The sequence below is a fragment of the Flavobacteriales bacterium genome (assembly GCA_029248105.1).
Classification (GTDB): domain Bacteria; phylum Bacteroidota; class Bacteroidia; order Flavobacteriales; family UBA7312; genus UBA8444.
In genome coordinates this window covers 1-16,931 of the sequence record JAQWJZ010000018.1, presented here as the reverse complement: position 1 = coordinate 16,931, position 16,931 = coordinate 1, and the positions used below count along the sequence as shown (strand labels likewise).

The window sequence follows — 16,931 nt, the reverse complement described above, 5'->3', positions numbered from 1 at the left end:
TTCCTCTCTCGAGTAATATAAGGCAGAGAAAATAGAAGAAGTAAATATGACAATGTTTGCAAAAAGCTTCTGCGTAGATTGAGTAGAGGTCGCAAATAAAAAGTTTATTAGCAGAAAAGATAAAAACAATATCAAAAGCTGAACAAAAATGAGAAGCTCTCTCTTGTAAATATGCTTGGCTAAAAACAAACTAGAGAAAAGAAAAAAAACAAAATAAAGCATCTCTTTTCTAAAAAAAACAAACAACATACTTCCTGCTGTTAAGACCAAAAAAAGCATTGGAAGCCAAGATAAACTCAGTTGTTTTAACGCAATTTTCATAATTATTCTTTAATCTTTTCCCAGCTTTCAGTAGAATGGTCGTATCTCTTTATGATTCGAGCAGGTGAACCAGCAACCATACAGTAGTCAGGAACATGATTGAGCACGACAGAGTTCGCTCCAACAATACAGTGTTTTCCAATTTTAGAAGAAATCACACATACGTTTTCTCCAAGCCACGTCCCTTCACCGACTTCAACTTCAGACTTGAAGCCAATCCCTTGGTCTTTAAATGGCAAATCCACTCTGTCAAAGCGATGAAAATTATCCGCAATATATACGTTGTCTCCCATTAAAACCCCTTTACCAATACGTATACTTTTTAAAGCTACTATATGAGCATTTCGTCCAATATAGGTTCTTTCACCTATTGACAATTTAATTTCAGAAGATTTTACCTCGCTATTATTCAAAGCCAAAAACCAAGCGTTAGGTTTTACATAGACTTCTCTTTCAATAGAAATAAAGCGAGCACCTTCAACACTAAAGGGCATAGCAAGTGTAGATTTAGGTCCTAATTCCTTAAATGAAGTTCGATAAAGGAAAGTAAAAATCTTATCTCTTATTCTTCGGTATATTTTATGAATTTGTTCCATTATTTAACCAGCCTATATTTTGCTCAGGCAATATTTCTTTTAACTGAGCAATATCTTCCACAAAATAGGATTCTAATTTGGATTTCAAAGATTCATCTAAAGAAATTTTTGATTTAGATAAATTCTTACGCATTACTAACTCTCTAAATAACTTTGTTCTTTGTTCTCCAATAACCTTATAAAGAACGGTTTTGAGAATGCTAAACTTTGAAGAATTTTGAAGAATTACATTTAGTTTTTTACTCTTTGGCGCACCTGTACTTTTTTTATTTATCATAAAGTGCGACACTTTAAAGTTGCTGTCAACTTCTAAAAAATTAAAAATATCAACTAAAGACTTATCGATGTCTTTTATGAAGTCTTCAAACAATATCACTTTAACTTCTTTAAATGCCTCTTTATAAGCTTTTACTGAGTCGGCATACGTACTCAAACCCTTGTAGTGCCAAAAAGAGTTAAACCCTTTTGAGATACGCTCAGACTCTTGTTGAAGAGCTTCCTCAAAATCTAGATTTTCATAGGTCGAATAATTGTGAGAATAATTAGAAAAAGCTCTTTCAATAGGGTTTCTCAAGAGTATTAAGATTTTTGGAGAATCACTATTAAGCTGTTTGATTTTTGGTATTACCTCATCAAAATGATACAGATATTGAGTGCTAGCGTCGCATCTAACTTTTTCTTTTTTATCTGCATACAGATTAGAATAATCATTCTCATTTAACACCGAACTTCTCAGTAAATAAGGTTTAATTGGATCTGAATCAGACGTTTTTTCTATACTTTCTTTAATAAAAAAACGAGGCTCTTTATCAGGAATTGCTATCTCTGGATGTTGATCAAGGTAGTGATACAAAGAAGTCGTTCCCGCCTTGGGCGCACCAACAATATAAAAGTTAGGATAAATCATCGTTTAATTCCAGGGAAATATATGGAATAAAAACCAAAGTTCTTCTTTATATAAATTATCATTAACACATTCCATATCACTCCGCTTATAGCACTAGCAAATGCAGCTCCGTCGATACCATACTTGGGGATAAGTGTATAATTCAAAACTATATTAATAATCGCTGTAAAGATAAGTATGTTCTGAAAAACATTTTGTTTGCCAACCATTTGTAAAAATGTCCCTACAGAACCAGAAATTGCGCTGAACATTTTGCTAATGGATAATATTATTAATGCCATAGCGGCTAACTTAAACTCATCACCAAAAACACCTAAAATAGTGTCTGGGAAAATTAAAAATAAAAGTATGACCGGAAAAGTTACCCAAAATATAGTTTTTGTTGATTGTTGAACTATTTTCTTTAGAGCATCAATATCTCCTGAAGAGTGAATTTCTGAAAATTTTGGTGCCGCAATACTGTTAACAGCCATTAAACCCATATAGGCTAACATGGATAGTTTTAATGCGATATTATAAATTCCTACTTTATCCGATGAGGTCATATTAGCCAGCATAAATAAGTCTACCTTCCCCATTATTAGCATCATAGATTGGCCCAGCAATAAAGGAATAGAAACTTTAAACAATGCTTTGGTACTCAACTCTGACTCACTATTATTCTGCTTTGAATCAACAATCTTAGCTCTATGAAAAAACCATAAAAAATAAGAAGAAATGGTCATGACAAAAACACTCATTACATAAGCGTAAATAGGTAGCTTTTCAGAGGTAGAAAAAGCAACTAATACCACCATTAAAATAAACGTAAATAAGGTGATGGCAACGTTATTCAAAAATGAAAAAGACATCATTTGCTTCAATCCTCGGATAGCCTGAGTGTTCATGTGGAACAGAACTAATGGAATAAAAGAAAAAGAAACTATTAAGAGGTATTCTTCATCTAAATTCATAAAGTTAGCTATATAATCAGAAAAGAATAATAACAATAAGGTGAAAACAACTGCCGATAAAGTAACAAGTGCTATTGACTTAAAAAAAAGTTGATTGATTAAGCTAGAAGCTCCTTTATGTACATATCTGGAGATAAATCGCACTAATACCGTATCTATTCCTAGCCTTGAAATAATGCTTAAGATCTCAACTATTAGTAGTGCGGTCACGTACTGACCAAAAACAAAAGCTCCAAACTTATTTGTAATAAAAATGGCAAGACCATAGCCGACTAACAAGCCTACAATTTTAAGAAGAAATGTACTAGATGCTCCTTTGATTAATTCAAAAAAATGAACATCTCGAGAATATTTTGAAAGGTATGATTTTATTTTATTCAAAAAGTCTAATAGTTTGAATTAGAATGTTTGCCTTGTAATATTGCCAAAGCAGAAGAGGTGCCTATGCGCTTAACACCAAGGTCAATCATAGTGTAAAAGTCTTCAGCACTACGAATTCCGCCAGATGCTTTTACAGCCAAGGGCGATGAATGCTCAACCATAAGCTTAATTGCTGAAACGGTGGCACCGTTAGGTTCTGAATTTGGACTAACATAAAAACCTGTAGAAGATTTTACAAACACATCTTGTGATTTGGCATTTTCAAAGTTCTCCAAAACAATATCTCTGATCAGCTGACAGATGTTTATTATCTCGTTATCACTTAAAGCTGCCGACTCAATTATCCACTTTATGGTCTTGTTGTTTGATAGGCATAAGGCTGTACATTCTTTGACTTCATTAGCGATATAGTCTTTTTCATTTTGTATAAATCGATTATAATTGATAACAACATCTATGTCGTCAGCTCCTAGCTCAATGGCTGATTGAATCTCATTTAACTTACTTTCTGTTGATGAAGTTCCGCTCGGAAAATCGATGACTGTACCCACTAAGACTTGACTATTTTTAGCAGCTATAATTTGCCTAGCCAAAGAGATGTGACCTGAACGAATCATTACTAATTTAAACTGATGCTCTATAGCCTCCAAAACCACAGACTTAATACAATGTATATCTTCTTCAGATGATATATTTGCCTGTTCTTTAGTTTTAAGATAAGTAGAATCAAAAAAGTTGACCATTTTAGAATTCATATAGTGTCTTGTTTTGGGCTAGTAAAAATAGCGATTTTAAAGCAGAAAATCTAGTATTAAAAAAGGCTCTCCAAACGGAGAGCCTTTTAAGTATTGTTAAATAGGGGTTAGTTTAATTTAAAACTAATTGGAACATTATACTGAACCTTTACAGGCTTACCCCTTTGTTTTCCTGGTTTAAATTTTGGCAAACTAGAAACTACACGAATTGCTTCTGAATCTAGATACTTGTCAACACCTCTTAATATTTTAACGTTGGTGACTTTTCCTGTTTTATCAACGACAAAACTGACAAAAACTCTACCCGTAATATTGTTTTCTTTTGCAATTGGCGGATACTTTGTTTTTCTAGCAATGAACTGCATAATCTTAGTTTGAGTACACGTTTCGTCACTACATCCTTCAAAGCGAGGCATATCTTCTACCACCATAAATATTTCGTCGGTAGTTTCTTCTTCCTCTTCTATAACCTCAAGGTCTTCATCAGATTCAGTATCTTCAATTTCTACCTCTTCAATTTCCTCATCGTCTTCAACAATTATAATTTCATCTGGCGGCGGTGGAGGTGGTGGAGGTGGCTTTTGTTCTCTAAACGTATTTTCTATTTCTTCCTCAAACTCTGCATCTAGCACTAAATCTCCTAACGAAGCAACAACTTTTTCATACGTTCTGTACTCGAAAGCGCCTAAAACGATTAATAGAGATAGAGCCAAGCCGATTTGCATAAACAAACCTCTTTTCTTCTCTAAATCTACTTTGGGGTTCTTTTTTGGTTCCATAAAAATTGGGTTACTTGAGCAAATTTAACCTTTTTTAATCGAATTTGTTGATACGGGAAAAGGAAATTTCTTAAAAATCCAAACGCCTAAAAACACCCCTACGGTGTCTGCTAACCAATCTAAGACATCGGCACTTCTTTCTACAAAAACTAGATCTTGAAGTAACTCAAGCAACAATCCGTAAGCAACAAATGATACAATAAGATAACGAATAAAAGCCTTTTTTTGTTGCTCGGCTAATGCCACGGCAAACAAATAAACGCCAATCATAAAAACGATAGCGTGTACAAGCTTATCGATTTGAAAAAAGTCAGAAATAGAAAATTCTGGAAAATCAGAGCCTGGAATAGCATGTAAAACTGCTATAACTACAGCCCATACTATTGCTAAAGTAAAGCGCATTTAACTAATTAATTCCTTGTATTGTTCAGCTGATAATAATGAATCTAATTCAGAGTTGTCTGAAATTTTAATTCGAATCATCCATCCTTCTCCGTAAGGGTCAGTATTGACTACTTCAGGAGTATCTTCTAACTCAGAGTTGAATGAAAGTATTTCAGCCGACAATGGCATAAATAAGTCAGATACTGTTTTTACAGCTTCAACTGAACCAAAAACTTCCTCTTGGTCAATAGTATCTCCTTCAGTTTCAACCTCAACAAAAACAATATCGCCCAATTCACTCTGAGCAAAATCGGTAATTCCGACTACTGCCTCGTCACCTTCAATCTTTACCCATTCGTGGTCTTTAGTATATTTTAAATCTGCAGGAATATTCATGTCTACTTTTATTTATTTTATTTGGCACAAAAATACAATATAAAGTTTAATTTAATGCTATTGAGCTAAGGTGAATCTGACACTAAAACCACCATTTGTTATTGCTGAAGGGAAGGTATTTGAAACGTATGGATTTGTCATTACTTTATCGAAGAATAAGCGCAAATTAAATCTACTACTTACTACATAGTCAGCAGTAAATTTTAAAGTAATTACGCTATTGCCACCTGTTATTTCTTCTTGATTCTCTTCAATCTTTCTAATGATAACTTTGTTACTTCGTAATGAAAAATCAAGCTTTAAATCTAGGTCTGAACTTATCTTCCTTTGTTTCCCTGCCGCCCTAACATTAAAGGATAATTCTTTTATTCTGTAGCCTGTACCAACAATCCATTCGTCTGAAGATCTATCCGTAAGTTGATTATTACTTAGACCTAAACTCAAGGTTCTTTCTTTTTTGATTTCCAAACGAGCCGTCATACTATTTTTGAAAGTCATGTCTATCTTAAATAGTGGGTTCAAGCTTTCTCTTAGGGTAACTTGATTAATTTCGTACTTGTCATAATAGTTTAAGGTTGCTTCGTTTATAGCATTTGGCCATTGGTCAAAACCCTCCTCATAATCTAAACTAGTCACGTAATTTCCTACGCTGTATGTAGATTGGTAAGAATGGCTCAACACTATGTTATTCATTCTCTTTTTTATCCATTTCAGATTACGCAAACCATCAAAATTGATTCGCCAATTTGGCAATGGTATGTTTGGAAAATTATTGAGCCCAACTGACGAAGCATTTTTACCTGAGTAAGCTGCCAAGAAGGCAGGTATCAACACATCTTGAGAATTACTTTGATATCCTAAGGGATAACCTGTGCTATCAACAATACTATTATCATATGGGTTAGATCCAGCAAGTCTATTGGCAATGACTTCTCTATTATCTCTAAACTGCTGAAAAGTAGCATTAGAATAATTGTCATCATCTTTTATAAAGGATGTATTCCAACTAATAAAAGAAATGCTATGGCTACCATTTTCTATTGTATTGAATGATTCGTAGTCACCCAAATTAGGATCATACTTATATATCTCTTGTGAATTATTGGTTTTGGTTCTATTAGCTGTCAGCTCTATCCTAAATCCTTTAATAGGCTCAAGAGTACCTCTCAAATTAAGTGTTTCGCTATTGGTAAGCTTAAAGAATTGATTCAAATCTGTATTTGAAGTAAGCCAACCTCCTTGTGAACTTAACTCTCTAATATCAATGTTTTGACTTCCTAAAGCAAAAGGAATGCCTGGTGCCATAGCGTCCCAATCTTGTCCAAAGAAATGAGGTTTTTTATTGAAACCAGGCAATACTACACCTTGATTTTGTCTATAGGAAATGGATATATTTTTGACTAATAGAGCTGTTTTCAAAACGCCATTAACAATATCTTTCATAGAAACTCTTACGGTATCTTGCGCCTCGTTAGGTAGTCGGATAGATTCTCTAGTAGACCCCCTCCCTCGAGTTACATTTCTAGAACTAGTCCTATTGAGCTTTTTAAGGAATGGCACTTTGTTATACAATTGCCCAAAATTAAATGTCGAGTTTATCTGTTTATTATTACTATTCTGAATAGTATTACCTAGACTTTGCAAACTTAAAGGTGCCGCTAGCCAATCGTAATTTGCAACATACTTAGTATTTAAATTAATCCAAGAAGTAAGTGGAAATTTATTTAACGGTACATTATAACTCGCATTGAGAGAATGATGGTACAAAGTGGGTCGTCCAAAATTCAAGATATTATTCCAAACGGAGTCTTTTTTCTCTTGATAATAAGGGTCAGACCTAACAAGTTCACCTTGTGGCTCGTCTATACTAGCTGAGTTATTGACTTTGAATTCTGTTTTTAGAGTACGTGTCAAATCGTACTTAATACTATAGTTTCTATTCCAAACAAATGCCTTGTTGTAGTAGGGTGGCAATGTGAAATCTGGGTTGTTGATATTTCTAAATTGAGTTTTATTGTAATACCTATCCAAATCTGTTTGGAATGAGATTGATTTCGGTAAAGTATAAAAGTTAAAATCTTTTAAAAGAGCAAAATACTTGTTTTTGAACAGCTTAACTTTTTGGAAAGGTTTTATATTTTTAGGTTTAGAGGAATAGGTGTAATTTAATGATGCTTTAGTGCTCACTGTTGTTCTTTCCTTGAGGCTTACATTTCTAGAAAATGTTTCGTTTCTTGAATATGTTGCTGATAGGTTTTCAATATCGTAAATCTTTGTTTTGTTCCCCGCTGATGACGACTTATTCTTCCTGACATTAGTGAAGTTGATAGACTTCCTTTTTGTTAAGTCTTGAGCTATCTCTTTTAATTCTTCTTTCTTCTCATTGGACTGCAACTCATCTAGAGAGGCTTTCAGCGTAATATCTGGGTCAAGTGGATTGTATTGAGGGTTTTGAATGGCTTCAGAAATACCAACATACATCGGTATTTTTATAGCTGCCTTTTCACCAAAGAAATTACCTAATGCAAAGGTTGAAGAGAAGTCATATTGATAGGCATCGTATTTTTGTCTTGCTGTAAGACTCTGGTCAATAGAACCAAAGCCAATAGTACTCATGCTTCCCGTAAGGTTTACATTTGCAAAGTCTGCTAATCTAGCATTTATTCGGCCGTTTGCAGCATAACCACCCCTTTCGTCAAAATCAGTCAATCGCAATTCATTCAACCAAATTTCACCACACTTCGATGAGCCATCGTCATTAGAGGTCGAGTTTGGACTTCCTTTTCGAGGATTTCTGACACCCAACATTATGGTTTTTACCATGCTTATATTTGGGTTACCAACTACAGTAACTTGTTTGTCAGTTCCTGAAAATGGATCTGTAGTACTAGCATGAATACCATCTCTTACCGCTTTATTTCTTTCTTGCTTAGCATCAAGCAATTGTTCAAAGGTGATATTGAGCTCGTTTTCGATTGGCCAAATAAGTTGGTCGTCCAGTCTAGAAACGCCCCAAGGTGTTACTTTTAAAGGTATTTCGTATTCGTAATAGTTATCATTAAAGTCGGTTCCTAACCTAACGAACAAGGACAATTCACCATCTTGTAATGCAGACTCCACTTCTCCTGAAGCCTCGGCATGAACATACATTTTCAGACGTTTATAAGTTCTGAAGTCATTATTGAAGGTTTTGTATGCTGCTCGAGAATCTCCGTCTTCTAAATCGCAAACTTTGAGTACTAAAGACTGTTCGTTTTGTCTTCTGACATAAGTCGTTGTGTTATCTACTTCTTGCTCAATACCTGGTGGTAGCACGTATGGCACTGGGATTTTTTCAGCATTCTCTTCTATATTTACCACAGAAACATCAAAGGATGTGGTGCTGGAGTTATCATTAGGAACATATTCACCCTCTGTTTTTAAGCTGAAATTATAACGTCTCCATTCACCACGAACCAACTCCAAAGTTGCAAAACGCATAACGATAGGTTGGTCAAAATCTTTCAACAACATACGTATGAATCGTATGGACTTGAAATCACGAATAGAACCTACTGTTTTATCTGGCTGTTGTACTGGTATTTTAAACTGATACCATTTGATTGACCTATCACCTGTAGGGGTTTTGGCGGTAGTTTCTTGTATATCGGTTATATAGCTATCGCCAATTTGCATATTGGGAAATAATGGAATATTGTAGTGATAATAACTCTCCGACTCATTTAGTGTATTATCAAAGTTTATATCCTCTGTGTTAGGAATGGTAGTAGACATTGTAGGTGTGGGGTTGGGAATTGCTGAATTGCCGTCTATACCAGAAAAATATTCATAACGCTTTAAAATAGATGCGCTTTGTCCGTCTAAGGCATCGCCTAGGAAATAAGTGTAGTTATCAGAAGAAGGGTCTGTATTCGCTAAAGTATAGGCCTCACTATTTACACCATATATAGTTTCTATCTTCTGAATATATGCTGTGTCGAAAAAAGCACGCTCATCAACATCTCTCAAACCATCAAGTCCAACATCTTGATATTGGCGTGATTCAGCATCGACATCAAAGGAATTAGTTAAAGCAAAAGTTGTAGGCATACGTCCCCAGACACTACTTTCATCGTCTATGTTCTCTAAGGTTTCTGAGGAAGGCAAACCATTTTCGAAACTCTTAAAGCCATCTTTTAAAACATCTTCTGAAACATTACCCAAGTTCATAATTAAGTTACCTCCATTTTGATTTTCAGAATCCTCGTTAAAAGGGTCCATTATCCAAAACTCTACAAATTCAATATTTTGCAATTCAAAATCTGTTGTTTCCAACTTACGCATAATACCTGCCCATCTATTTTCAGGGTTTAGTAATAAGCCTGTCGTGGTTATATTATCAGTGTCGAAGTTATAAGGCCCTCGTTTAGATGGATTATAAGACAGGTTGAAAATTGGTAAATTCGATACTTGAGTAGCGTATTGTGGATCTCGATTAGGAAAAACTTCTTTTTCTAAAACCTCTCTCACGCTATGGTTAGAAAGTTGAGTATCGTCATTAGCAATGTGTGAGGGGGTATTGGTAGAATTTCTATAAAAAGCAGGATCAATATTGTACCAAGACATTAAAGCTCTATTGGCACCAGAATTCAAATTTCCAAGCCTAGGACTTTGATTTCCTAATGCTGATTCGGGAAATAAATCAGGATCATTGGGCAGACTTGCTAAAAACCAAGCTCCCGGATTTTTAATATCTATTCCTGTGCTACTTGCTTCAAAGTCATCAATATATGCTGTACCGCTTTCTCCAATCGCTCGCTGATGACCAGGAATTAAATGAGCAAACTCACCTTGTGCCGTAAGCATAGATTTTTCTTTGGTTTCAAGAAGAGGTAAAAAGTCGACAATCTTGGTCAGTAAATTAGACTCTGTTCTATATGTACCATCTAAACCCCAAATAGTGTTTGAGATAGGTTCGTCACCAGAGTTTACTTTCTTAGAATATGGCTTTTCGGTAAGGTTCAATATCGTACCTCCAAGCATAAAGTCATCCGAAATCCGATAATCAACGTGAGTACCTACAAGCGTTTTTTGCTGAAGACCGAAGGAATTGCTTTCAACAGAAATACGAATTGGAGTTCCAGATAATAAAATCCCGTCATTGATAATATTCACTTTACCCATAGAATAGTTAACGGTAAAGTCTTTACCTTCCTCTAATCGAAGCCCGCCAGCTGTAACAACTACAGAGCCTTGCTCTATGGAAAAAACTCCAAGATAAATTTCCGCTCCTGACTCCGACTGGTAGCTTCCTTTTATTCTAAATTTGTTGTATTCGGGAAACTGTTGAGCTATTGTTAAGGTAGAATCGTATAAGACATCATAAACGTAATTATCAGCAATATCGTTATTACTAAATTTACTTCTAAGGTCTTCACCAAAAGGTTCTCGTACAGGGAAAATGATTTTACCATTAGATGTAATTATTGTTATGCCTGGTAAGAAGTCAAAAATACCATCAGACCTGCGTTCTTGTTGAGCATTCAATTGGTCTAATGACAACAAATTGATAATTGGTTTATTGGTTAAGCCGTCTTCAGGGATATAGTTTGTTATTGTTCCGTTATCCCTAGTGTTTTCAAACACTACATCGAGGTAAAATTCTGTAGAACTGACATTATAAGCCCCTAATGAATAGATGTTTTTCATCATCAAATCCCAGTTAGGTAATAGAGGGGAAAAACTCAAGTTCTTCAATAACTTAACATATAATGAGCTCGGTGCCGAAGGACCGTTTGAACTGAATTCTCCTACTTGATACAATTCATTGCCAATAGTATATTGAAATGCTACAGCTAATACCTCGTCAGGACCAATAACACTATTTAAAGATATGAAACCTAGCTGAGGGTGAAAAGTATATTCAGTAGGTGATAATAAACGAGCACGTTCTAACTTTTCATAGTCTTGAGATCCTAAAAAATCAGGGTAAGAGGTCGCATTAAAAATACTATTAACCTGATTGATATTTCTCAAATCAGTTCCTTCGGCAAGCATTTGCTGATAAAGTGTATTGTTATCGTTGTCTGGATAGGAAAAATCAGCATTATCACTAAACAAATTCGTGTTATACATATCTGCTTGTGACTCTCCCAAATCCAAAAAGGCTAAAATATTTCTTGTGTCTTCTATCGTACCAGTTTTGTTTGTCACCCAAACTTCTATCTTGGTAATATTTACTGGAGAATTAATAAAAGGTAGTTGTGACATCGCCTCGTTATATCTCGATTTAAAGTAATGAGATAGGAAAAAGTGCTTATTGGTTTCGTATTGGTCGGCATAGATATCAAAGTCTGTAGTTTGTGCGCCACCTGAAACATCAATAACTTTAGAATTACTTTTTTGTTGAGAAAAAATAGTGGTTACAGTAGCTCTACCAAATTGTAATTGTGTTTTTAGTCCTAATAAACTTTGGCTTCCAGAAATCAATGTTCCATTAAGTGGAAGCCCCACGTTACCTATCTCAATTTTTTTGATTATTTCATCTTCCTCGCCTTCATACTCTAGCTTTATTTTATTGTCAAAATCAAAAATAGCTTCGGTATTATAATTGGTGTTAAGTTGTAGCTTATCTCCGATTTTACCTATAACATTCATTTGTATTTTTTGCTTAAAATCAAAGCTTGTATTGCTTTGTTTATCGATGGGCAAAGCGTTATTTTCGGTTTTGTTATGCTTTATAGAAAAGATCAATTCTGCTGAGCCTTGAGGTCTAATGTCTACAGTACTGTTTCCAAATATTTTATCAAAAATCTCTCCTCCAATATCAATGCTTAAAGGTCCTTTATTGACATTATCTCCACTAAGAGAAGGGTTGGAGGTTTTTTCTTTCCAGTAATCTACTATGGACTGTTTAGAATTGTAATTGTCGTATTCTTCTGAGCTAAGGAAAGTTGGATTTGAAAGCCTAAATCCGTTTATGTTTTGTTCAACGCTGTAGAGTTTTGTCTCGGGGTCATACTCCAATTGTGGTTGTAGGTTTGATGGTGTAGAAAGGTAAAAACCACTGGAAGGTTCATCCAGGGGATTATCCCAAGATTGTGACTCTGGCAATTGAAAAATGAGGCTGTCATTAGTGGACTGAGAAAATGAAAATTTGCTCAGCACTAAAAACAAGAAAAAGCACCAAAGTGCTTGTTTATGTATTGCCTTATTTTGAAACACTATTTATACATTGAATTAGAGAAATTCTCTACATTTTTTTCAATACTCTTTTTACTAATTCTTCCACTCCAACATCACCGTCAGCCTGCAATTCTTTATCAATGGATTTTTCGACACTGTTTTTATTAAACCCAAGCATGGTTAATGCCGATAACGCTTCTTCTCTTGTTGTATTGTATGAAGTAGTAGAAGAATTTGCACTTATTCCAAGTTTAGCAATTTTATCTTTCAAATCAAGAATTATACGCTGTGCTGTTTTGCCGCCAATTCCTTTTACACTTTGTAAAACTCTCACGTTATCGGTGAGAATAGCTTGTTGTATCTCATGAGGTGTTAAGGAAGATAATATCATCTGAGCTGTATTTGGGCCTACTCCAGAAACAGAAATAAGTAACCTAAAAAGTTCTCGTTCATCTTTATCGAAGAACCCAAACAAGGTATGGGCGTCCTCCTTAATAGACAAATGTGTAAAAAGCATACAATGCTCATTATTTGACAACTTAGAAAAAGTTTGCAATGATATCCTTAATAAATAACCAACCCCATTACAATCGATAATGACAAATGAGGGGTTTTTCTCTATTAATTTTCCTTGAATGTGTGTAATCATTTTCTTTTAGTTTGGGCATCAATAACAGCAATAGTTACCATATTTACTATTTCACGAACTGAACAGCCTAGTTGTAAAATATGAACGGGCTTTTTCATTCCTATAAGTATTGGTCCTATAGCTTCTACGTCATCAAATTCTTGCATCATCTTATAAGCTATATTTCCAGATTCTAAGTTGGGGAAGATAAGCGTATTAGCATTATCTGTCAAATCAGAGAATGGGAAAATTTGTTGCCTTTTATCTTTATGCAATGCAAAATCTGCTTGTATCTCTCCGTCAATTACTAAATTAGGCTCTTTGTCTTTTACGATTTTTAAAGCTCGTGTTATTTTAGCAACACTTGGGTTCATTGATGAGCCAAAATTAGAGTAAGACAAGAGTGCTAATCTAGGAACAACATTAAATCGGCGAACCGTTTTTGCGGTTAACATGGCAATATTTGCTAATTCATTATCGGTCGGATTGATATTTATAGTAGTATCTGCTAAAAATAGCGTCCCTTTTTTAGTGTTTAAAATAAACATTCCAGCAACTTTATCTACACCCTCTTCAGTTCCTATAATTTGTAAGGCTGGACGTAAAGTACTAGGATAGTTTCTGCTAATACCTGAAATAAAGGCATCAGCCATACCTTGATCTACCATCATAGAACCAAAATAATTCCTCTCTCGCATCAGCTTTTGAGCCTCGGGAAGTGTCAAACCTTTACGTTTACGTTTATCAAAAAGAATCTCTCCGAATTGGTTACGTATATCTCTTTGTTCATCGCTCTTAGGATCAAGAATTAGCACATCATCTAAATCCAAAACATTGTCTTCAATGAGTTGTCTAATTTTAGCTTCTCTACCGAGAAGGATCGGAATAGCAATACCTTCGTCCTTAACTTCTTGAGCTGCTTTCAAGACTTTATAATGTTCGGCCTCGGCAAACACAATACGCTTGGGGTTTCTTTTGGCTTTAGTCGTTATTCTTCTTACAAGCTTATTATCTAAACCTAAACGTTTATTGAGCTCTTGAGCGTAGGCTTCAAAATCAGAAATTTTCTTTTGAGCCACACCAGACTCAATAGCGGCTTTAGCTACTGCTGGAGCAACAACGGATATCAGACGATTGTCTAAAGGTTTGGGGATAATATACTCTGGGCCAAAAGTAATCACCTTTTCACCATAAGCTAAATTAACTGTGTCTGGGACAACTTCTTTTGTGAGCTCAGCAATACTGCGAACTGCTGCTAACTTCATAGCTTCGTTGATAGTGGTTGCTCTAACATCAAGAGCTCCTCTAAATATATAGGGAAACCCTAACACATTATTAACCTGATTAGAATGATCCGAACGACCTGTTGCCATAATAATATCCTCTCTAGCAGAAATTGCGTCATCGTAAGATATCTCTGGGTCAGGGTTAGCTAATGCAAATACAATGGGCATATCAGCCATAGACTTTATCATCTGTTTAGAAACAATATTTCCAGATGACAAGCCAAGAAATACATCGGCATTAGTCATAGCCTCATCAAGAGTGTGTATATTACTATCGGTTGCAAAAAAAGCTTTTTCATTACTTAGGTTATCCCTGTCTTCTCTTATAACGCCCTTGCTATCCAACATGACAATATTGGATTTTTTAGCGCCTAACGAAAGATATAATTTAGCACAAGACATAGCTGCTGCACCAGCACCATTGATAACAATATGAATATCTTCTATTTTCTTGTCGGCAATTTCTAGTGCATTTAATAATGCCGCAGCAGATATGATAGCTGTACCATGCTGATCATCGTGCATTATAGGGATATCCAATTCTTCTTTCAGACGTTTTTCTATTTCAAAACATTCTGGGGCTTTGATATCTTCTAAATTTATTCCCCCAAAAGTTGGAGCAATAGATTTCACGACCTCTACGAATTTATCCACTTCGGAAGCATCAACTTCGATATCAAAGACATCTATATCGGCAAAGATTTTGAATAACAAGCCTTTACCTTCCATTACTGGCTTGGAGGCTTCAGGGCCAATATCACCTAACCCAAGTACTGCTGTACCGTTAGTTATTACAGCCACTAGATTACTTTTAGCAGTATATTCATAGACATCTTCTGGATTTTCGCTGATTTTGATACAAGGTTCAGCAACACCTGGAGAATATGCTAAAGATAAATCTCGCTGAGAACTGTGCTTTTTGGTAGGGACTACTTCAATCTTTCCTGGCCTGCCAGACTTATGATAATCTAGGGATTCTTGTTTTCTTCTTCTATTAGACATACGTTATTCTTAGAAATAAGCTCGTAAAATTAAACAAAAAAAACCGGCACTAAGACCGGTTTTTAAATTATGTGTGCGTTCGTTTATCTACTGACTACTAAGCGTTTCATTGTTTTGAACTCGCCATTGACCAAAATGTTAGCAAAATACAAACCCATTTTAGTGTCACTAACATCAAACTTAAATGTGCCGTTTTTATTTTTAATAATTTCCTTTTTTACAATAGAACCTAGCATATCTGTAACTACTATTTCCGCCACATCACTTGAATTTAAATTATAATCTAAAAAAGCTGTTGAAGACGTTGGATTGGGGTGGAACTCAGAAAAATAAGAGCTATTAAAATTGTCATTCACAGAAGTAGCAGCAAAAGAGTAATAAACTATTGTACATGCTGAATCAGATGGGTTAGCCTCATTAAAAGCACAATACTTTACAGTAGCAGATGCTGGTTTATAGCCTTGGTTGTCATAATGCACTTGAAAGCTGTTTTCATCAACCTGTTGTGGTGCAAACATTTTTCCATCGGGGGAAACACTTGTAGAAGCACCATAACACGCATTCCAACAAAAGTAATTCTCTGTACCTAATGTTTGATTAAGCGTTTGCCTGGAAACCATAATATTAATTGTTTCATCAGAAGTATTTCTGACCGTAATCTCCGTTCCTATATCACCAATTAGAGTCGTACAACAAGAAGGGTCAACCTCTGTTTTATGAGCTTCCACAGAGATACTTTGAGAAAACACCGTGAAACTCAAGATGGCAAAAGTAAATAGTAATAGATTTTTCATAATAGCATAATTTATTTAACAAATATAGTAAAAACAAAGGAATGATACTGACTTTGAATACGGCAAATATAGGCGCTTGAACACGTAAGAAATCCAATTTCTTGAACATAATTATTTTCTAATAATGAAAAAATTTGCTTAATTTAGCACCTCCTTATAAGCAGGTGATTTTATGATTGTTTAATTATTAATATAACAACATAAAAAATGAAAAAAATTACTATTTTAATGTTATCCGCCCTATACTTTGTTAGTACAGATGTATGTGCTCAAATGGCTGACGGAAGCACAGTTCCCGACTTTACCGGAACAGATATTAACGGCAATAGTCATACCCTTTATGCAGATTATTTGGACCAAGGCATTCCTGTTGTCATTGATGTTTCTGCAACTTGGTGTGGACCATGTTGGTCTTATCATCAAACTCACGCTCTTAAAAACCTTTATAATACGTATGGTCCAGATGCTAGTAACGAAATAGCAGTGTTGTTTGTAGAAGGCTCTGCAAGTTCCACTCAAGCAGATTTAGAAGGTACAGGTTCTAACACAACTGGAGATTGGATTATAAAGGTTTTTAAGAGCGTG

General features: G+C 35.0%; 12 protein-coding genes. 1 reads left to right on the top strand and 11 read right to left on the bottom strand.

Going from position 1 to position 16,931, the window contains the following annotated elements:
- Positions 1-323: 323 nt before the first annotated feature.
- The 11 genes from P8I29_03045 to P8I29_02995 form a co-directional block, all read right to left on the bottom strand.
- Complete coding sequence (locus tag P8I29_03045) at positions 324-917, bottom strand: acyltransferase (GenBank protein ID MDG1916772.1); 594 nt, start codon at positions 915-917, stop codon at positions 324-326.
- Positions 901-1,824, bottom strand: coding sequence for a sulfotransferase (locus P8I29_03040; GenBank protein ID MDG1916771.1), 924 nt, complete (start codon positions 1,822-1,824; stop codon positions 901-903). The genes P8I29_03045 and P8I29_03040 overlap by 17 nt, the downstream gene beginning before the upstream one ends.
- Positions 1,821-3,158, bottom strand: coding sequence for a flippase (locus tag P8I29_03035; protein ID MDG1916770.1), 1,338 nt, complete (start codon positions 3,156-3,158; stop codon positions 1,821-1,823). Before P8I29_03035 ends, P8I29_03040 begins: the two co-directional genes overlap by 4 nt.
- Before the next feature lie 5 nt (positions 3,159-3,163).
- Positions 3,164-3,901: a deoxyribose-phosphate aldolase gene (deoC, locus tag P8I29_03030; protein ID MDG1916769.1), complete on the bottom strand. Its 738-nt coding sequence runs from the start codon at positions 3,899-3,901 to the stop codon at positions 3,164-3,166.
- A gap of 119 nt (positions 3,902-4,020) precedes the next feature.
- Positions 4,021-4,692, bottom strand: coding sequence for an energy transducer TonB (locus tag P8I29_03025; protein ID MDG1916768.1), 672 nt, complete (start codon positions 4,690-4,692; stop codon positions 4,021-4,023).
- A 24-nt stretch (positions 4,693-4,716) separates the two neighbouring features.
- Entirely contained in the window at positions 4,717-5,094 is a 378-nt protein-coding gene (locus tag P8I29_03020; GenBank protein MDG1916767.1) for a VanZ family protein, read from the bottom strand.
- Positions 5,095-5,472: a glycine cleavage system protein GcvH gene (gene gcvH / locus P8I29_03015; GenBank protein MDG1916766.1), complete on the bottom strand. Its 378-nt coding sequence runs from the start codon at positions 5,470-5,472 to the stop codon at positions 5,095-5,097. It lies immediately after the preceding gene.
- Positions 5,473-5,529: 57 nt separating this feature from the next.
- Positions 5,530-12,618, bottom strand: a complete 7,089-nt coding sequence (gene sprA, locus P8I29_03010; protein ID MDG1916765.1) for a cell surface protein SprA — start codon at positions 12,616-12,618, stop codon at positions 5,530-5,532.
- A gap of 85 nt (positions 12,619-12,703) precedes the next feature.
- On the bottom strand, positions 12,704-13,285 hold the full coding sequence (gene ruvA, locus P8I29_03005) for a Holliday junction branch migration protein RuvA (protein ID MDG1916764.1): 582 nt from the start codon (positions 13,283-13,285) through the stop codon (positions 12,704-12,706).
- Positions 13,282-15,552 (bottom strand): NADP-dependent malic enzyme, encoded by a 2,271-nt coding sequence (locus tag P8I29_03000; GenBank protein ID MDG1916763.1) that lies wholly within the window; start codon positions 15,550-15,552, stop codon positions 13,282-13,284. The genes ruvA and P8I29_03000 overlap by 4 nt, the downstream gene beginning before the upstream one ends.
- An 83-nt stretch (positions 15,553-15,635) precedes the next feature.
- Positions 15,636-16,346 carry a T9SS type A sorting domain-containing protein gene (locus P8I29_02995; protein ID MDG1916762.1) on the bottom strand — a complete coding sequence of 237 codons (711 nt, stop codon included), beginning with the start codon at positions 16,344-16,346 and terminating at the stop codon, positions 15,636-15,638.
- A 207-nt stretch (positions 16,347-16,553) separates the two neighbouring features.
- Between P8I29_02995 and P8I29_02990 the strand changes: the two genes are divergently transcribed.
- Positions 16,554-16,931: redoxin family protein (locus P8I29_02990; GenBank protein ID MDG1916761.1), on the top strand; the 378-nt coding region annotated here is incomplete at its 3' end.